Annotated in this window: 13 protein-coding genes and 1 pseudogene; 9 read left to right on the top strand and 5 right to left on the bottom strand. The window is 66.1% G+C overall.

What is annotated here, in order from left to right:
* Positions 1-120: 120 nt before the first annotated feature.
* The 3 genes and pseudogenes from DN412_RS35340 to DN412_RS35330 all read left to right on the top strand — a co-directional run.
* Positions 121-2,276, top strand: a pseudogene (locus tag DN412_RS35340) (type VI secretion system Vgr family protein); the annotation flags it as partial.
* Positions 2,277-2,279: 3 nt separating this feature from the next.
* Positions 2,280-3,278, top strand: coding sequence for a M23 family metallopeptidase (locus tag DN412_RS35335; protein WP_115215803.1), 999 nt, complete (start codon positions 2,280-2,282; stop codon positions 3,276-3,278).
* Positions 3,279-3,572: 294 nt separating this feature from the next.
* Entirely contained in the window at positions 3,573-6,563 is a 2,991-nt protein-coding gene (locus tag DN412_RS35330; protein WP_244222932.1) for an ImcF-related family protein, read from the top strand.
* A gap of 29 nt (positions 6,564-6,592) precedes the next feature.
* Here DN412_RS35330 and DN412_RS35325 read toward each other — a convergent pair whose 3' ends face one another.
* Positions 6,593-7,270 carry a type 1 glutamine amidotransferase domain-containing protein gene (locus DN412_RS35325; RefSeq protein ID WP_115215801.1) on the bottom strand — a complete coding sequence of 226 codons (678 nt, stop codon included), beginning with the start codon at positions 7,268-7,270 and terminating at the stop codon, positions 6,593-6,595.
* A gap of 119 nt (positions 7,271-7,389) precedes the next feature.
* On the opposite strand from DN412_RS35325, the gene DN412_RS35320 reads away from it, so the two are divergent.
* Positions 7,390-8,346 carry a LysR family transcriptional regulator gene (locus tag DN412_RS35320; RefSeq protein WP_115215800.1) on the top strand — a complete coding sequence of 319 codons (957 nt, stop codon included), beginning with the start codon at positions 7,390-7,392 and terminating at the stop codon, positions 8,344-8,346.
* Here DN412_RS35320 and DN412_RS35315 read toward each other — a convergent pair.
* Positions 8,333-9,025: an SDR family NAD(P)-dependent oxidoreductase gene (locus DN412_RS35315; RefSeq protein WP_115215799.1), complete on the bottom strand. Its 693-nt coding sequence runs from the start codon at positions 9,023-9,025 to the stop codon at positions 8,333-8,335. The genes DN412_RS35320 and DN412_RS35315 overlap by 14 nt on opposite strands.
* A gap of 185 nt (positions 9,026-9,210) precedes the next feature.
* Entirely contained in the window at positions 9,211-10,173 is a 963-nt protein-coding gene (locus DN412_RS35310) for a LysR family transcriptional regulator (protein WP_115215798.1), read from the bottom strand.
* 221 nt (positions 10,174-10,394) lie between these two features.
* On the opposite strand from DN412_RS35310, the gene DN412_RS35305 reads away from it, so the two are divergent.
* From DN412_RS35305 to DN412_RS35290, 4 genes are all read left to right on the top strand, one after another.
* A complete protein-coding gene (locus tag DN412_RS35305; RefSeq protein WP_115215797.1) occupies positions 10,395-11,342 on the top strand; it encodes a hydroxymethylglutaryl-CoA lyase in 948 nt (315 codons plus the stop codon).
* Between the two features lie 8 nt (positions 11,343-11,350).
* Complete coding sequence (locus DN412_RS35300; RefSeq protein WP_115215796.1) at positions 11,351-12,508, top strand: CaiB/BaiF CoA transferase family protein; 1,158 nt, start codon at positions 11,351-11,353, stop codon at positions 12,506-12,508.
* Positions 12,509-12,584: 76 nt separating this feature from the next.
* Positions 12,585-13,577, top strand: coding sequence for a tripartite tricarboxylate transporter substrate binding protein (locus DN412_RS35295; protein WP_115215795.1), 993 nt, complete (start codon positions 12,585-12,587; stop codon positions 13,575-13,577).
* Positions 13,578-13,680: 103 nt separating this feature from the next.
* On the top strand, positions 13,681-14,061 hold the full coding sequence (locus tag DN412_RS35290; RefSeq protein ID WP_115215794.1) for a DUF427 domain-containing protein: 381 nt from the start codon (positions 13,681-13,683) through the stop codon (positions 14,059-14,061).
* Between the two features lie 32 nt (positions 14,062-14,093).
* Here the strand turns inward: DN412_RS35290 and DN412_RS35285 are convergent, their stop codons facing one another.
* Together DN412_RS35285 and DN412_RS35280 are read right to left on the bottom strand one after the other, a co-directional pair.
* Complete coding sequence (locus DN412_RS35285; RefSeq protein ID WP_244222931.1) at positions 14,094-14,474, bottom strand: hypothetical protein; 381 nt, start codon at positions 14,472-14,474, stop codon at positions 14,094-14,096.
* Between the two features lie 312 nt (positions 14,475-14,786).
* Positions 14,787-16,322 carry an amino acid permease gene (locus tag DN412_RS35280; protein ID WP_115215805.1) on the bottom strand — a complete coding sequence of 512 codons (1,536 nt, stop codon included), beginning with the start codon at positions 16,320-16,322 and terminating at the stop codon, positions 14,787-14,789.
* Between the two features lie 387 nt (positions 16,323-16,709).
* On the opposite strand from DN412_RS35280, the gene DN412_RS35275 reads away from it, so the two are divergent.
* On the top strand, positions 16,710-18,368 hold the full coding sequence (locus tag DN412_RS35275; RefSeq protein ID WP_115215793.1) for a phospholipase D family protein: 1,659 nt from the start codon (positions 16,710-16,712) through the stop codon (positions 18,366-18,368).
* Positions 18,369-18,408: the final 40 nt, after the last annotated feature.

Below are 18,408 nucleotides of genomic sequence, written 5' to 3'. Positions count from 1 at the left end.
TCGTATTCTGCCCCTGAAGGGCTGTGTCAGGCATGTTCATTTGCGTGCTCCTTTCGAGAAACGAGACTGCGAATCTTCGTTTTACTCCAGGGGCTTACCTTCGCGGCCCTTCATAGTATCTATCGCGTCACCATCCAACTGACCCACCCGCTGGCACTGGACCGCGCCGAGTACCTCAACAGGAACGGCACCTTTGTGATTGATGCGGGCGACGGCAGTGCGCCGCGCCAATTCGCTGGCTGGATTTCAGAGTTTTCGCGTATCCGGCGCAGCCGTGATTTCATTGCCTACGAAATCGTGCTCAGGCCGCTCGTGGCACGGCTCGAGCTCACCCAGGCAAGCCGGATCTACCAGCACAAGACCGCTCCGCAGATCATTGAGGCGATCCTGCGTCGGCATGGCCTCGAGGGCCATCAGTTCGTCTTCAGGACGCGCCGGCGGTACCTGGAGCACAAGCTACGCCTCCAGTATCAGATGACAGACTGGGACTATGTCCGGCTGCTGATGCGGCAGGAGGGCTTGTACTGCTATTTCATCCCCGGCAAGTTCGGCGAGATGATCGTATTCGGCGACGACTTCGATCACTACATCTACCAGCCTGAACTGCGCGTGCCATATCGAGAGACGGCCGGGCTGGAGGCCGGCGTCGAAGCCGTATTCGACATCCGCGTTCATGCGAAAACCGTGCCGCAATCATTCTGCGTCGCGGACTACAACCCGGATCTGGCGTGGGAGCGACTTAAACAGGAGGCCAACGTTGCCCGCGAGGACAGCACGACCTATGGCCAGCCCTATGTCTTCGGCACCCACCATCTGGACGAGGCCGGCGCGAAATGGGAGGCGCAGTTGCGCCATGAGGCGGTGCTTGCCAGCCAATGTCTCTTTGAGGGCGAGAGCAACGTCCTGGCGCTGCGCCCCGCGCGCATCCTGCGCATGGACGAAGCCCTTCCGGAAGCCCCTAACGGTCAGGTCGTCATCGAGGTCAGCCACAGCGGCGGGCGTGATCAGGCCTATCGCAATAGCTACAAGGCAATACCCTCCGACCGGCGCTACCGGCTGCCGCTGGAAGAAGACAAATGGCCGGCACCCTGAGCGCGCGCATCACGTCGCCGGGCCAGTACAAGTACCTGACGCAAGAGGGCCGTTACGTCGTCCGCTTCGACCTGGACTTCGATGAATGGCCGAATGGCGGCGAGAGCGTGCCGCTAGCGCTCGCCAAGCCGTTCGCCGGGGCATTGCAGACGGGCTTCCACTTCCCGCTGATCGACGGCACCTATGTGGACGTCGCTTTCCGGGATGGCAATCCGAACAAGCCGTACATCGCTCATGTGCAGCACAACAGTCAGCACAGGGACCTGATCACGAATCAGGACCGCTGGCTGTCGCGCAACGTGATTCGCACGCAGAGCGACAACGAGGTCGAGCTGGATGACTGGGAGGGCCAGGAGCACGTCAAGCTGTCCACCGAACATTCGGGCAAGAGCCAGCTGACCCTGGGCCATATGGTCAACGACAAGTACAAAAAGCGCGGCGAAGGCTTCGAACTGCGCACCGATGCGCAGGGCGCCGTGCGGGCGGGCCGAGGCTTGCTGCTCACCGCATGGACGCAACAGCGAGCCAACGGACAGCAACTCGACATGACTGTGGCCATGCAAGAGATGCGCGCGGTCCTCTCCCAGGCGCAGGCGCTGGCGAACGCGGCCAGCCAGTCCAAGGCCGAAATCGCTGACCTGAAGGCCGAGAACGCGTGGCTGCGCAACAGCGTGAATGAGCTGAAGCAGGCCGTCATGATGCTCACCGCACCCCATGGCATTGCCCTTGCCACCCCGGACCGCGTATCGGTTACTGCGGGACGGGACGTCAATGTCGCCACGAAGGCCGGCTTCCATGTCAGTGCGCTGGCGAAGATCGCCATCGCCGCCGGCGACGCGCTGTCGCTGTTCGCCTCAAGGCTGGGCATCAAGCTGTTCGCGGCGAAAGGCAAGGTGGAAATCCAGGCGCAGAGCGGGGCGCTGGATTTGTTTGCCAACAAGCAGGTACATATCGCGAGCGCAAGCGAAGAGGTAGTCATCAACGCCGCCAAGAAGGTCGTGATAGGCAGCAGCGGGGTCCACCTGATTTTCGACAAGCACAGTGCCACATTCCATTGCGCCGGAGCCTTCAAGGTGAAAGCCGCGTCATTCACATTCGAAGGCCCGGACGGGCAAAGCTATGCGTTGCCGAACCTGCCGGACAGCCGCCTTCAGGGCAGCGACCAGTATCCATCGTCGCACTGAATCATGATCATCAGCCCTCCCTTCCTGCCGGCCGAAGGTTTGACATCCAAGGATCTGGCCAAGACCGATCCGATGATGGATTTCGTCGACCAGTACGAACTTGGCCATCATGGCGTCTACCCGATTGCAATTGACCGCCGCTGGCATTGTGGTGTGCATCTCGCACCGGCATTTCAAGACGAGCCCGTGCGCGCGATTGCTGACGGGGAGGTCGTTGCCTATCGGGTCAGTCAGAGGCCCATTGGTGACGGGAAAAAGAATACCGATGGCAGCGATAGCCTGAACTCGAACACCGGCTTTGTGCTGCTCAGGCACACCACTGAGACGGGAGAAGGCCGGACCATCACCTTCTATTCGCTGTACATGCAGCTAAGGGATCTTGACGGCATTCGAAATGCACTCGGGCCATTGCCGAGCAATCCACCCGAGACAGGAACGTCCACCGTCCTCCCGAAATGGTTGTCCTGTTCGAACGACGGCGTGCAAGTGCCCAAGAATCTTAAGGTCTATCGCAAGGACATATTGGGCTACGCAGGTGTGCGCCACGCTCATCGGCACCTGCATTTCGAGATCTTCATGACCGAGGGCGATTTCAAGGCATGGTTTGATCAGTCAGGCCATGCCGTGCAACTCGGAGTCAAGAATCCTACTACGCCAGCGTCAAAGGATTACTGGGGTCATAGTTACTTTGTGATCCCGGGTGGCCAGACATTCGTCAGCACACCACCCCTTGCGATCGGCGCAGCAGCAGCCTATTTCCCATCACTACAGTCGGGCACGCTGGATACCGGCAGCAAGCTGTACGTTGAAGCCTATTTCCACAAGGGGCAACGTTACACGCGCTCCTGGGTTGAAAAGGACGGAACCCTCACGCCCCTGACTCCCGCGCCTGTACGGGATGCCTACGCCGATACGAGTACAAGATGTATGAGCGTGCTACCGCGCTCTATCCACAATGCCCAAGCGATGGCTACGAGCTGCTCCGCTTCGGCCGGATCCTGAATGTCCACCCAACACTGCCGCCAGCTGCCCAACAGACCTGGGTGGCGGTGACCTTCGAGACGGGCAAACAGGGCTATATCGACATCAGCCAGCCGGCAATCCAGAAGCGATGATGCATCGATTGACGAAGTCGCCCCCGGTCTGAAGCAAGCTGGCGTGTGCCGCTCGGAGGAAGCCATTCTCCTCCATGCCTCTCCCACCGGCATCGAGTCTGCCATATGGCTCCGGCAACTACGGAAGCTGCGCCACCGTTGTCCGGTCGATGCCATGGTGCAACTGGTATCTGGGAGCCTTGTGGATGCACAGGACACACAGGGGCTGCGTGCCCTGGCGGTGATCCAGGGGGAACTGGGCTGGGCCGCGCCGGTGATGTTCGTCCACCCCGTGAAGATGCAGGGCGCACACCCGGGGGAATTCACGGCCATCGGCGCATTCCTGGATGAGGCCAGCCATCGCACACGTGACGACGTGGCCAACACCGTGCATGACCTGTTGGTATCGCTGGAGGCTCGCACCGCTGTTCTTGGCGTGCAATGGTGTAGTGAGCCCAGAAATTCACCCTTCATCGCAAGAATCTCAGCTTACATCGGCGAGCAACGGGCTGGCATCGTGAGTCGGTGGGCGCCGTGGCATGCATCGGCCTGGCGGCGTGCGCCGCTTGCCGGCGTCATGTTCGCTCCGGTATTCGCCACGCCTTCGATGCCGGTACCTGTGCCCGCAGAGGATGCTTCGGCTGAAGTGGCCAGCCTGGCCGGCGCAATCCACGCGTCCCAGGCGTCTGGCATGTTACCGGCTACGTTACTCGCGACCTGGCGAGAGATTGGCGAGCGTGCCGCAAGCTATCGCGCACGCCGGATCGGGATGCATCCGCTTGCGATCCTCACTGTGCTTGCGCTGGTATCGGTCGCTCTTTGGGGCGCTGGCATGCTGGCTTCCGGCCTGCGCAATACACAAGACCTGCACGCTGCGCGGCAAACGATTCAGGACATGCGGACGGCCTCCAATCCTGCCGCGCGCCTCAGGGCGCTGCTCGCGCTGCAGCACCAGATCGAGCGATTTGAATACCGTACGCAGCATCACGCGCCGTTGCTGACCCGCTTCGGGTTGAATCGCGATCCGGAGGTTCTGGCCGCCCTGTGGAAGCCATACGCACAGGCCAGTCGCCAGTTGCTGGTCGCGCCGGTCCGGGAAGCGCTGGAGGCGTCGCTGACGGACCTCGCGCAGATGCGGACCGATTCGCTGGACGAGCAGACCAGCCGCTGGGCGCTGGGCGGCCACCAGGAACTCAAGACCTACCTGATGCTCGCCAATCCTGAGCGCGCCGATGCGGCCTTCCTGGCCCCGCAACTGGCACAGCAATGGTCCACGGACGCGCGGATCACACCTGGCGAGCGGCAGGACCTGGCCGAACGCTTGCTGAGGTTCTATGCCAATCACCTGAAGGCCAACCCGGGCTGGCATATCGAACCGCGACCTGAACTGGTGGCCGGCGCGCGCCAGACTCTGCTGGCGGTAGTCGGGCAACGCAACGCCGAGGAGACCATCTACCAGGGCATCCTCACCGCGTTCGGAGAGCAGGGCGGTAGCAAATATCCCGATCAAAGCCTGGCATCGCTGGCCGCAGGTACCGACCCACGAGGACTGCTGCGCAGCGCCGCCATCGTGCCCGCTGTGTTCACCCGCCAGGCTTACGAGGGATATGTCGCCCCCGCCATCGAGGCAGCTGCCAGGCGCAGTGAAATTGCCAGCGACTGGGTGCTGACCGATGACGACGCATCGGCGCAACTGACAACACGTCGCACCGCTGAGGCCTTGCAGGCGGCTCTGACCGAACAGTACTTTGCCGACTACGCGGACCGCTGGCAGGCTTTCATGAACAGCCTGCAATGGGAGCCTGCGTCGACGCTGCCGACCGCCATCGATCAGCTCAAGCTGATGGCGGATGCGCGCCAGTCGCCGGTGATTGCGCTGATGAAGGCGCTGGAATACCAGGGCGGCGCCGGGGCTCGCAAGGCGACGCTTTCCGATACCTTGGTCGAGAAGGCACAGAACCTGCTTGGGAAGTCGGCGGAACCCGGCATGATCAGGCCGGATGCGCCGGGGCCACTTGGCGCTGCCTTCGGACCGGTACTGCGCTTGATGGGGCAGAGCCAATCCACCAATCCCGGCGGCAACACAGACCTGAGTCTGCAACGCTTCCTGGACCGGGCCACGGCGCTGCGCCTGCGCTTGCAGCAGGTCAGCAACAGCGCCGATGCCGACGCGCAGGCTCGCCAGATGGCACAGGCGTTGTTCCAGGGAAAGGGCTCGGAGCTGGCCGACACGCAAGCCTACGCGCAGTTGATGGCCGCCAGCCTTGGCAGCCAGTGGGCTGGCATGGGCGAGACGCTGTTCGTGCGCTCGATCGCTCAGGCGACGCAGACTGTGCTGCAGCCCGCGCAGGCCAGCTTGAACGACGCGTGGCGGCAGAGCATCGTGATGACGTGGGGCCGCGCGTTCGCGGGACGCTGCCCGTTCGCGGATAGCACCGACGATGCCTCGCTACCCGAGCTGGCGCGCTTCCTGCGCCCGCAGAGCGGGCTGATCGGCGCCTTCCTTGGCACACAACTGGCCGGGGTCCTGGAATTGCAGGGCGACCAATGGGTGCCAGCGGCCACCGGTGGCCAGGCGCTGGCCTTTGATCCCGCCTTCCTCAAGGCGGTCAACACCCTGCAGCGCATCGCGGCGCACCTGCTGGCGCAAGGCCAGCCTGAATACCGCTTCGAGTTCCAGCCAGTCCCGACGCCGGGCCTGACCGATACGCTGCTGACGGTCGACGGGCAGAAGCTGCACTACTACAACCAGCGCGAGACCTGGCAGGCGATGACCTGGCCGGGCAATTCCCCGCAAGACTTGGGGACTCGTCTGCAGTGGCAGACTGAAACGGCCGGGGTCAACAAGAGCTATGAGTTCAGTGGTCGCTGGGGATTCGTGCGAATGCTGGAGCGCGCGCATATCGAGCCCCTGAGCAGTTCGACCTACCTCCTGACCTGGCAGGCCACCCCGGACACAATGGCCCTGAAGGCCGACCAAGGCGCAGCGGACCCGGACAGCCTCGCGGCCCGCCCCGCGAAGCTGCCTGCTGCAGGGGACATGACCTATCCCATCCGCTACCAGATGCGCACCGAGATCGGCCAGGGTCCGTTAGAGATGCTGGCGCTGCGGGGCTTTGTGTTGCCTGGCCGGATTTTTGCTGCCCGTGAGCCGCAGGCCCCGGCGCATGCCGCTCCGCCGCAGCGCAGGTAGGGGCAGCACGCCGGCAGGATTGGAATGCCTTACTTCAACATCTTCAACAACGCCTGCGCCGCCGCCTCCGACGACGCCGGATTCTGCCCCGTCACCAGCCGACCCGCCACCACGACATGGCTGGCCCAGTCCTCGCCGCGCGTGAAGCGCCCGCCGTTGGCCTTGAGCATGTCCTCCACCAGGAAGGGCACCACCTTGGTCAGCTGCACCGCTTCTTCCTCGCTGTTGGTGAAGCCGGTCACTGCCTTGCCCTTGACCAGCGGTTCGCCGTCCGCGCCCTTGGCATAGCGGAATACAGCCGGTGCGTGGCATACCGCTCCCACCGGCTTGCCGGCGCGGTCGAATTGCTCGATCAGCGCGACCGAGCGCTTGTCTTCGGCAAGGTCCCACAGCGGGCCGTGGCCGCCCGGATAGAAGATCGCATCGAAGTCGTCCGCCTTCACCTGGTCCAGCGTCAGCGTGCTGGCCAGCGCGGCCTTGGCGGCTTCGTCACCCTGGAAGCGCCGGGTGGCGTCGGTCTGGGCGCCGGGATCGTCGCTCTTGGGGTCGATCGGCGGCTGGCCGCCCTTGGGCGAGGCCAGCGTGATGTCGGCGCCGGCGTCCTTGAAAACGTAGTAGGGCGCGGCGAATTCCTCCAGCCAGAAGCCGGTCTTGTGGCCGGTATTGCCCAGTTGGTCGTGGGATGTCAGCACCATCAGGATGTTCATTGTTCAGCTCCATGTCGGTTCGCAGGCAGCCGGGCGCGAAATGCCGCGGCACTGGCAACATGCTAGGCGGCGGACTATGATTCGAAAACTTCTATTATTCGATCTCTGCTATCCAAAAAATGAATATCGGCAGCAAGGACCTGAACCTGCTGTACGTGTTTCACGTGCTGTACCAGGAGGGCAATGCCTCGCGCGCGGCCGCGCGCATGGCGCTGAGCCAGCCGGCGCTGAGCCACAAGCTGAACCGCCTGCGTGACGAGCTGGGCGATCCGCTGTTTGTGCGCGCGCCGCGCGGGCTGACCCCGACGCCGCGCGCGCATGCGCTGGCGCCGCAGGTGCAGCGGCTGATCGGGGACCTCGACGCGTTCTATGACGCCTGTGCCGGCCACGACTACCTGGCGCGCAGCGAGCACCTGCACATCTATACCACCGACTACATGGAGCAGTTGCTGCTGCCTGCACTGCTGCCGCGGCTGCGCAGCCTGGCGCCGGGCGTGGTGCTGGTTACGCACAACACGCGCGGCGAGCTGCCGCGCGAGGAACTGGAGAAGGGCACCTGCGACCTGGCGATCGCGGGTTTCTACGAGAACCTGCCTGACACCTTCCACCAGCAGCGGCTATGCAGCGAGGACTTTGTGGTGCTGGCCTCGCGCGCCAATCCGCGCATCGCCAACGGGCTGGATCTCGACGCCTTCCTGGTGTGCGAGCACCTGCTGACCACGCTGACCGGCGACCTCAACGGCGTGGTCGACCGGGCGCTGGCCCGGCAGGGGCACAAGCGCATGGTGGTCGCGGGGTTGTCGAGCTTTCTTGCTCCGAGCCGCCTGGTGCGCGGCTCGGAGCTGCTGCTGACCTGCCTGCGCTCGGTTGCGCAGGAAGCGGTGGCGCGCGATCCGGACCTGGTGCTGCTGCCGGTCCCATTTGCGCTGCCCCAGGTCGACATGATGCAGATCTGGCACGCGCGCACCGATGCCGACCGGCTGCGGCGCTGGTTGCGCCAGCAGATCCAGGACGTGGCCAGCGCCATCAGCGCGGCCGGGCCCGCCGCGCGCAAGCCCCGCGTCAGGCGCGGTTGACCACCGGCAGCAGCGCGCCCTGCACGGCGCGCGCTGTGTCGGAGGCGAGGAACAGGATCACATCGGCCAGTGCATCCAGGCTGACCCAGCGCGTGGCATCGGCGTCAGGCATGGCCTCGCGGTTTTCCGGTGTGTCGAGCACGCTGGGCAGCACCGCGTTGACGCGGATGCCCTGGTCGCGCAGCTCGGCCGACATCGATTCGGTCACGCGCGCCAGCGCGTCCTTCGAGGCGCAATAGGCGCTCATCTGCGCCAGCCCGCACGCGGCCGAGTTGGCGCCCACGTTGACGATGGCGCCGCCGCCGGCGGCCAGCATGTGCGGCACCACGGCGCGCGCCATGTTCAGCACCGTGCCCACGTTCATGTCGAACAGGTGCTGCCAGGCGGCGGCATCGGTCTCATGCACGGCGGGGCCCATGGCAAAGCCGCCAGCGAGGTTGCACACCACGTCGATGCGTCCACATGCCTGGACGGCCTGCGCGACGGCCTCGCCCAGTTGGGCGGCATCCAGCAAGTCTGCCTGCAAGGCCAGGTGGCAGGTGCCGGCTTCGGGCAGCGGGGCCGCATGCCGGTCCAGCAGCAGCACGCGCGCGCCTGCCTGCGCAAAGGCCTGTGCCGCGGCGCGGCCCAGGTTGCCGCGCGCGCCGGTGATCAATACGTTCTTGCCGTTGAAGTTCATTTGGGTGCTTCTGCGCCATCATGGCGCGCATGGTCGGGGTCAGCCATCGCCCGGGGCCGGCTTGTACCATCTTGGGCCGGGGCAAAAAACGCAAGCCAGTCTACGCACCGCCCTCCAACATATGCTTGCGAAATTGCCTCGGGCTAACCCTTGAATGGCACAGGAAGTTGCGCACCGGGCCGGCGCTATTGCCGATTGCGCCGCGGCTTGCGTGCTGGCGCGGTATCCGCGTGGGCGGCCGCGGCTTCCGCTGCCGCGGTCTGCTCAAGGAAGGCCACCAGCAGGCGCGCCGCCGGCGACAGTAGTTCCAGGTCGCGGAAGCAGATCGCGAAGCGGCGCCGTGCCCAGTCGTTGCGCAGCGGGATCACGCGCAGCCTGAAGGCGAGCGCGATCGGCGTGGCAATCTCCGCCGGGATGATGGTGATGCCGAGCCTGGCACGCACGCAGCGCAGCGCGGCGTCGAAGGTCGACACCACCGCGCGGTACGCAATGCCGCGCCCGAGGATGGCCGCATAGCGCGTCAGCATGGTCTGCACCGCGGTCTGGGCGGGCATGCCGATATGGTCGTAGTCCAGCGTGTCCTCGAACCGGCAGTCAGCGCCCTGCGCCAGCGGATGCGAGGCGTGCACCACTGCCGCCAGGTGGTCGGTGCGGTAGGGCCGGGTCTGGAAGCCTTCCAGGTCGGCAGCGTCCCAGCAGATGCCCAGCGGCGCCGAGCCCTCGCGCAGCGCGCGCACCACGTCGCTGCTCAGGCTTTCCTCGATGGTCACGCGCACGTCGCGGTTGGCCGGTTGCTGCAGGAAGGCGGCGATATCGTCCGGCAGCGATTCCGCCATCGACGACACCGTGGCCAGCAGCCGCACCTGCCCGCGGATGCCAGCGCCGTAGTCGGCCATGTCGCGCGCGACGCGGTCGGCCGCCGCCAGCATGGCGCGAGCATGCGCCAGCACCATTTCGCCCGCAGCGGTGGGGATCACGCCGCGGCGGCGCCGCTCCAGCAGCGTCGCGCCGACCGTCTCTTCCAGTTGCGCCAGCCGCTTGCTGATGGCTGACGCCACGATGTGCTCCTGCTCGCCCGCGCGCGCCATGTTGCGGGTTTCGCAGACGGCGACGAACAGGCGCAGGGTGGTGAGGTCGAGGTCTCGCATGGGGCGTCGTGAGGGGGCTACATTTCCAGAATGGAATGGTAAGCCTGTTTGGCTGCTCGCAATCATGCGTCCGGGAAATCCTGAACCGTGCCAAGCGTCTTCAAGAAGACATTCCAATCCGGAATGTTATCGTGCACGAATCACCGCTTCAGCTCTCGAACAGAAACTCATAGAGTTATCCCGTCGCCCCAAGGCGGGGCGCAACCGGAAGCCGCTGAATCATGTCTGTTCCCTTTCCCCGCCATGCAGTCATCCGCGAAGTCGGATTGCGCGATGGCCTGCAGAGCATTCGCACCATCCTGCCCACGGCCAGCAAAGAGGCCTGGATTCGCGGCGCCTATGCGGCCGGCCTGCGCGAGCTGGAGGTGGGCTCGTTCGTGCCGGCGCACCTGCTGCCCCAGCTCGCCGATACCGCGCAGCTGGTCGTGTTTGCGCGCACGCTGCCGGGTTTGTTCGTCTCGGTGCTGGTGCCCAACCTGCGTGGTGCACAGGACGCGCTGGCCAGCGGTGCCGACCTGATGATCGTGCCGCTGTCGGCCAGTCATGCGCACAGCCTGGCCAACCTGCGCAAGACGCCGGATGAGGTGGTGGCGGAAGTCGCGCGCATCCGTGCCGCGCGCGATGCCAGCGGCGCGAAGACGCTGATCGAGGGCGGAGTCGGCACGGCCTTTGGCTGCACGCTGCAGGGCCATGTCGATCCCGATGAAGTGCTGCGCCTGATGCAGGCGCTGCTCGACGCCGGCGCCGACCGCGTCAGCCTGGCCGATACCGTCGGCTACGCCGATCCGCGCATGGTGCGCGAACTGTTCACGCGCGCCATCGATATCGCCGGTGAGCGCTTCTGGTGCGGCCATTTCCACGATACGCGCGGGCTCGGCCTCGCCAACGTCCACGCGGCGCTGGAAGCCGGCGTGACGCGCTTCGACGCCTGCCTGGCGGGCATCGGCGGTTGCCCGCATGCGCCTGGCGCCAGCGGCAATGTCACCACCGAAGACCTGGCCTACATGCTCGGCAGCATGGGTATCGCCACCGGTATCGATATCGGCCGCCTGCTCGCGCTGCGCGAGGACGTGGCGGCCTGGCTCAAGGACGAAACCCTGCACGGCACGCTGTGGCGCGCCGGCCTGCCCAAGACTTTCCCGGTCCAGCATGCTGGCGCCGCTGCCTGAGACGCAAGATGACCCAAGACAACAGCAACGCCCTGCCGCTGGCCGGCATCCGCGTGGTCGAATTCACGCATATGGTGATGGGGCCAACCTGCGGCATGATCCTGGCCGACCTGGGCGCCGAGGTGATCAAGGTCGAGCCGCCCGGCGGCGACAAGACGCGCAACCTGCCGGGCCTGGGTATCGGCTTTTTCCGCGCCTTCAACCGCAACAAGAAGAGCGTGGTGCTGGACATCACCACCGACGAAGGGCGCGTCGCCGCGGCCGAGCTGGCGGGCCAGAGCGACGTGCTGCTCGAGAACTTCCGGCCCGGCCTGATGCAGAAACTGGGCCTGGACTATGCCACGCTGTCGCGCGACTACCCGCACCTGATCTACGTATCGCACAAGGGTTTCCTGCCCGGGCCCTACGAGAACCGGCTGGCGCTGGACGAGGTGGTGCAGATGATGGGCGGGCTGTCCTACATGACCGGTCCCCGCGGGCGGCCGCTGCGCGCCGGCACCTCGGTCAACGACATCATGGGCGGCATGTTCGGCGCCATCGGCGTGCTGGCCGCGCTGCGCGAGCGCGACCGCACCGGGCGCGGCCAGGAGATCCAGAGCGCGCTGTTCGAGAACTGCGTGTTCCTGGCCTCGCAGCATATGCAGCAGTTTGCGATGACCGGCGAGGCGCCGCCGCCGATGCCGTCGCGTGTGTCGGCATGGAGTGTGTATGACGTCTTCACGCTGGCCGGCGACGAGCAGCTCTTTATCGGCGCGGTCAGCGACAAGCAGTTCGTTACGCTTTGCCAGGTGCTGGATCATCCGGAGCTTCTCAACAAGCCCGAGTACGCCACCAATACCTCGCGCGTGGCCGTGCGCCCGCAATTGCTCGCAGAGCTGGGCGCGATCCTGTGCCACCATCGCTCCGACGAACTGGCGCCGAAGCTCGAAGCCGCCGGCATTCCGTACGCGCCGATCGTGCGCCCGGACCAGCTGCTCGACGATCCGCACCTGCTTGCCAGCGGCGGGCTGGTGCCGATGCAGGCCGACGATGGCTCGACCACGCCGACGGTGCTGCTGCCGCTGCTGATGGGCGGGCGCCGCCCTGGCGTGCGCCGGCCGCTGCCCAGGGCCGGCGAGCACAACGAGGAAATCCTGTCGCAGCTGGGTAAGGGCCATACCGGCTGACCCGCAACGCATTGGCATGCCGCGGCACAGCGGCGGCCCGCAAAGATCCTACGATAACGATACGGAGACAACCCCCATGCACCCCCGTCGCATCCTTCTCAAGTCAGGGCTGGCGCTGGCCGCCACCGTGGCCGCCGTGCTGGCGGCACCAGGCATCGGCGCGCTCGCGCAGGGTGGCGCCGGCAAGCCGGTGCGCCTGATCCTGCCGATCAGCGCCGGCTCCGGCGTGGATGCCATCGCGCGCGCGGCAGGGCCGGCGCTGGGCAAGGCCTTTGGCCAGCCGGTGGTGATCGAGAACCTGCCCGGCGCCGGCGGCATCACCGGCGCCGCGGCCGTGGTCAAGGCGCAGCCCGACGGCAGCACGCTCGGGCTGGTCTCGAACAACCACGTCATCAACCCCAGTGTGTTCCGCACGATGCCGTTCGACGCGATCAAGGACATCACCCCGATCAGCGTGCTCGGCTCTACGCCGCTGGTGCTGGTGGTCAATCCCAAGGTGCCGGCGAAGAACGTGAAGGAACTGGTGGCGCTGCTCAAGGCGAAGCCCGACGGCTACAACTACGCATCGTCAGGCAATGGCACCATTATCCAGCTGGCCGCCGAGATGTTCCTGGACGAGGCGGGCGTGAGCGCGCGCCACGTGCCATACAAGGGCACCGGGCCGATGATGAACGACCTGATCGCCGGGCAGGTGGAAATGGGCGTGGTCGCGCTTAACGCGGTGGCGCCACACCTGAAGGCGGGCACGCTGCGCGCCATCGGCCTGTGCGGCGACAAGCGCTCGGCCGCCGCACCGGACCTTCCCACCATCGCCGAACAAGGCTTGCCCCGCTACAACGTAGCCGGCTGGTTTGCCGTGATCGGCCCCGCCGGCATGCCGCCGGCAGAGGTGAAGCGCGTGCATGACGCCTTCGCCAGGGCCTTCACCTCGCCCGAAGTGCTGGAAGCCATGAAGAAGCAGGGCACGATGATCGACCCTGGCACGCCAGAGGCGGCCGCCAGCTTCTTCCGCAGCGAGGCCACGCGCTACGCCGCGCTGGTGAAGCGGGCCAACGTGAAGGTCGAATAGCGGCCGGTTGGGCTGCATCGTCGGGCACGGCCTGCAGGCCGCGCAGCGACGGCCTAGAATGCCAGCATCGCCCCCGTGGCGATGCCCTGCAGGAGGAAGCCCCATGACCGACAAGCCCGTCAAGATCCCGGGTCCCGACCACCCGATCACCATCACGCCGACGGCCGGCAGGGTCGTGGTCAAGGTGGCCGGCGTTACGATTGCCGACAGTGACGCCGCGCTGACCCTGACCGAGGCGACTTACCCGCCAGTGCAGTACATCCCGCGCGAGCATGTCGACATGGCGCAGCTGGAGCGTACCGCACACACCACGTACTGCCCGTACAAGGGCGACTGCAGCTACTACTCCATCCCCGCTGGCGGCGAACGCTCGCGCAATGCGGTGTGGACCTACGAGGCGCCTTACCCCGCGGTGGCGGCGATCGCCTTGCACGTGGCCTTTTATCCGGACCGCGTCGACAGCATCGAGGTCCTCGGGCCCTGACTTCGGGCCGAAGCGCCAGCCTGCGTGCCTGTCTACGGGCCAAGTGCCGCGTCGATCATGGCCACGGCCAGCCCGACCAGCAGCGCGATTGCCGATGCGATAAACCATCGCACCGTCCTGCGGTACTCGTCCACGGCATCGTCCTCGATGCGCAGCGCGCGGAACAGCGCGACGATCTGCAGCGACACGGCGGCCAGCAGCGATACCGCCGCGAACAGCGCGCGCAGGTTCCAATGGCCAGGACTCTCGAAGCCCCAGAAGCGCCAGAACGCCAGCGAGAAGCCCAGCAGCACGGTGATGGCGGTGATGATGCCCTGGCGATAGCCGTTGGGCACTACCTGTGGGGGAGGGGGCGCAGGCGGGACCGGCAGGGTGGCAGGGGTAGGCGGGGCGGCGGGCTGGCCAGCATCCATGGCACGTTCTCCGGTTGGCGATTGCCTGGATGCAGTCTAACCCCGATCAACCCTTCCTGAAGATGCTGTAGAGGTCTGGGGCGTCGCTGTCGGGGACGTTCAGATCGAGCGACCTCTTGATCAGTTTTGGGTCGCTGGACGATCTGAGGGCTGATCTTTGTCGTGCAGGCGACTGATGTCGTCGGTTTGTTCCCCTCTCCGCGTGCGGGAGGGGGGAGCGTTCAGCGTCTGCTAAGCATAGCCAACCATGATGCGATCATTGCCGACGCGGCCCTCGGCCTGTGCCAGTTGTGAAGCGCCTGGGAACGGCGCCTATTCGCCGACCGCAGGAACCGCGGTGTGCGGCGGGTTGGTGTCGCGCCTGGCCGGCAGGGCGGGGAATTGCATCTCGGCATAGGGCACGAAGCGCGTCTTGCGCGCGATGCGGTAGCCCAGCCAGATCAGGAGGAAGATCGGGATGCCGATATAGGTGGCGGCCACGCTGACCCAGTCGAACTTGCCGCTGGTGAAGGCCTGGTAGTTCTGGCCCAGCGTGACGACCAGGCACAGCGCAAAGGCGAAGATCGGGCCGTAGGGGAAGAACGGGGATCGGTAAGGCAGCCGATTCAGGTCCAGCCCCTGCGCGACAAAGCCCTTGCGGAAGCGGTAGTGGCTGACCGCGATGCCCAGCCAGGCGATGAAGCCGGTCATGCCCGACAGGTTCAGCAGCCACAGGTAGACCGACTTGCTTTCGAACAGCGAGGTGAGAAAGCACAGCGCGCCCACCGCGGTGGTGGCCAGCAGCGCCATCAGCGGCACGCCGTTGCGCGTGAGCCGCGCAAAGATACGCGGCGCGCGGCCCTCAGTGGCCAGGTTGTACAGCATGCGGGTAGAGGCATACATGCCCGAGTTGCCCGCCGACAGCACCGCCGTCAGGATCACCGCGTTCATCACGCCGGCGGCAAAGGCCAGGCCTGCATGGCGGAACACCAGCGTGAACGGGCTGACGCCCACGGTCTGCACATCGTTCTTGAGCAGGCTCGGGTCGGTGTAGGGGATCAGGATGCCGATGATCAGGATCGCCAGCACATAGAACAGCAGGATGCGCCAGAACACCTGGCGCACCGCGCGCGGGATGTTCCTGGCGGGATCGGCCGATTCGCCGGCGGCGATGCCGATCAGCTCGGTGCCCTGGAACGAGAAGCCGGCGATCATGGCCACGCCGATCAGCGCCGGCAGGCCGCCGACAAAGGGCGCGTCCCCGGTGGTCAGGTTGGCCAGCCCGTGCGACGTGGGCATGTCGCCGCGCAGGATGCCGAAGATCATCAGCGTGCCGATGCCGATAAAAGCGATCACCGTCACCACCTTGACCAGCGCGCACCAGTATTCGGCCTCGCCGAAGCCGCGCACCGAGATCGCATTGAGCAGGAACATCAGGCCGAGGAACAGCGCGCTCCACAGTACGCCGGGCGTGTCGGGGAACCAGTACTGCATCACCAGCTGGGCCGCGGCCAGTTCCACCGCGATGGTCACCGCCCAGTTGTACCAGTAGTTCCAGCCGAGCGCGAAGCCGAAGCCTTCATCGACATAGCGCGCGCCATAGGTGGCGAACGAACCCGACACCGGCATATAGGCAGCCAGCTCGCCCAGGCTGGTCATCAGGAAATAGACCATCGCCCCGATCAGGATATAGGCGGCCAGCGCGCCGCCGGGGCCGGCCTGCGCGATGGTGGCGCCCGAGGCCACGAACAGTCCCGTACCGATCGAGCCGCCGATGGCGATCATGGTGAGATGGCGCGCGCGCAGGGTGCGGCGCAGCGTCGGCGCGGGGGCGCCGGAGGAGGAAGGTGGGGACGATTGGGTTGACATCAGGATCCGGTCTGGGCGCGCGCCATGCAAAACGGGCGCGAAGGCGCGCAACTATGCCGGCATCGCCAGGCGGCCGCAAGCTGCGCCGGATCGCCCGCCGCACGGGTCGCGACGGATGGCGCCAGGCCTCGCCCCGGTTCTACCGGCCGGTATATTGGGCGGCATCATAAGAGAAATCGCTGTGCGGGGAAAGCCGCTGCGGTGGCCGTGCGCCGTCTGATGTGCCGCATTCGGCGCACCGCCCGATGAGACGCGGTCCGCCACGCATGCGGTGTAGGAGGAACACCCGGCGCGGAAAGGATGGGCACCGCTGCCGGCGCCAGCGCGCGCGGTATATCGTGTGAAGTAGCAGGCCCCATCCCATCCCGGCGCAGGGAGACTCCACGGATGTTCCAGACGCTCCGGCAAGTTCCGTTCGATACCCGGCCGCGCGGCGCCAGTCGGAGCCGTGGCGGGCGTTGGCTCGCGTCTGTCCTGATGTGGCCGGTCCTTGCGGCTGCGCTGCTGGCCGGGTGCGCAAGCCTGCCGGCGTCGGCGCAGCGCACGCCCTCGGCCGCCCTGGTCAATACCAATGACACCGCGCTGGGCAAGGTGCTGGCGCCGCGCCTGGCGCAGCGCCCCGGCGAGTCGCTGTTCTATCCGTTGTCGTCCGGCCCCGGTGCGCTGGCCGCGCGACTGGCCATGGCGCGCGCCGCGCAGCGCAGCCTGGACCTGCAGACCTATATCTTCGAAACCACCGGCACCGGCGCCGCCGTGCTGGGCGACATCCTCGACGCCGCGGACCGCGGCGTGCGTGTGCGGCTGCTGCTGGACGACATGCACACGGACGGCATGGACAAGACACTGTCGGCCATCGACTCGCATCCCAATATTGAAGTGCGCCTGTTCAATCCCTTTGCCAATCGCAGCATACGCTGGCCGGAAATGCTGGCCGGCTTCAAGCGGCTGGACCGGCGCATGCATAACAAGTCGATGACGGTGGACAACCAGATGGCGCTGGTGGGCGGGCGCAATATCGGCGATGCCTATTTCTCCGCGCGCAGCGACATGGATTTCAGCGACCTCGACGTGCTGATTGCCGGACCGGCCGTGCCGCAGGTGTCGGCCGTGTTCGACGAGTACTGGAACGACCCGTCGTCATACCCGGTGGTGGCGCTGATTCCCACAGGCAAGGCAGCGCCGGTGGAGATGCGCAGCCTGCGCAAGGGCCTGGAAGCGCGCGGCGACCAGGCCGTCGCCAGCCCCTACGTGCAGGATCTGCTGGAGTCGGGCCTGGCCAAGGCGATCGAGAGCGGCCATATGCCCGGCTACAGCGGCAAGGCCGTGGTGGTATCCGACAAGGCTGCCAAGATCACGCACCAGACCGACGATGATCCCGGGGACGCCACCGCCCGGCTCGAGAAGATGATCGGCGGCGCACAGAAGGAAGTGCTGCTGATCTCGCCGTACTTCGTGCCGGACGACGACGGCGAGGCCTGGCTGATTGCGCTGGCAAAGCGCGGCATCCGCGTGCGCATCCTGACCAACTCGTTTGCCGCCACCGATGTCAGCGCGGTGCATGCGGGCTATGCGCCACACCGCCTGGCGCTGGCGGCCGCGGGTGTCGAGCTGTACGAACTCAAGCCCAGCGCCTACGCCGAACTGGCAAACCGCGGCAAGGCCGCGCGCGGTTCGCGCTCGCGCTCGTGGCTGTCGTCCAGCCGCGCCAGCCTGCATGCCAAGAACTACATCGTCGACCGGCGCCTGGTATTCATCGGCTCGCTCAACATGGACCCGCGCTCGGCCAGGCTCAATACCGAGATGGGCATCGTACTGGACAGCCCGGCGCTGGCCGAGCGCATGATCAAGACCACCGAGGACGGGCTGCTCGACATGGCCTACCGCGTCGGGCTGCAGACCGATGGCGACGGCGGCAACCGGCGCCTGACCTGGACCACGCGCGAGAACGGACAGCTCATGGTCTACGACAGCGAACCCGGCATGGGCCCGCTCCAGCATCTGGGCATCGGCGTGTTACGTGCGCTACCGATCAAGGAAGAGTTGTAAACGGGCCCGCAGCGTGGCTCCGCGGCTTTCCTCGTCCCCC

This window comes from Cupriavidus lacunae, assembly GCF_003353055.1.
Taxonomy (GTDB): domain Bacteria; phylum Pseudomonadota; class Gammaproteobacteria; order Burkholderiales; family Burkholderiaceae; genus Cupriavidus; species Cupriavidus lacunae.
This window is presented reverse-complemented; position numbering and strand designations above follow the sequence as displayed.

What these genes read in the sequence shown, in the direction of transcription:
- DN412_RS35275 (WP_115215793.1), top strand. Translation starts at nt 16,710, where the DNA reads ATGTTCCAGACGCTCCGGCAAGTTCCGTTCGATACCCGGCCGCGCGGC.
- DN412_RS35300 (WP_115215796.1), top strand. Translation starts at nt 11,351, where the DNA reads ATGACCCAAGACAACAGCAACGCCCTGCCGCTGGCCGGCATCCGCGTG.
- DN412_RS35335 (WP_115215803.1), top strand. Translation starts at nt 2,280, where the DNA reads ATGATCATCAGCCCTCCCTTCCTGCCGGCCGAAGGTTTGACATCCAAG.
- DN412_RS35280 (WP_115215805.1), bottom strand. Translation starts at nt 16,322, where the DNA reads ATGTCAACCCAATCGTCCCCACCTTCCTCCTCCGGCGCCCCCGCGCCG.
- DN412_RS35315 (WP_115215799.1), bottom strand. Translation starts at nt 9,025, where the DNA reads ATGAACTTCAACGGCAAGAACGTATTGATCACCGGCGCGCGCGGCAAC.
- DN412_RS35295 (WP_115215795.1), top strand. Translation starts at nt 12,585, where the DNA reads ATGCACCCCCGTCGCATCCTTCTCAAGTCAGGGCTGGCGCTGGCCGCC.
- DN412_RS35290 (WP_115215794.1), top strand. Translation starts at nt 13,681, where the DNA reads ATGACCGACAAGCCCGTCAAGATCCCGGGTCCCGACCACCCGATCACC.
- DN412_RS35285 (WP_244222931.1), bottom strand. Translation starts at nt 14,474, where the DNA reads ATGGATGCTGGCCAGCCCGCCGCCCCGCCTACCCCTGCCACCCTGCCG.
- DN412_RS35325 (WP_115215801.1), bottom strand. Translation starts at nt 7,270, where the DNA reads ATGAACATCCTGATGGTGCTGACATCCCACGACCAACTGGGCAATACC.
- DN412_RS35310 (WP_115215798.1), bottom strand. Translation starts at nt 10,173, where the DNA reads ATGCGAGACCTCGACCTCACCACCCTGCGCCTGTTCGTCGCCGTCTGC.
- DN412_RS35320 (WP_115215800.1), top strand. Translation starts at nt 7,390, where the DNA reads ATGAATATCGGCAGCAAGGACCTGAACCTGCTGTACGTGTTTCACGTG.
- DN412_RS35305 (WP_115215797.1), top strand. Translation starts at nt 10,395, where the DNA reads ATGTCTGTTCCCTTTCCCCGCCATGCAGTCATCCGCGAAGTCGGATTG.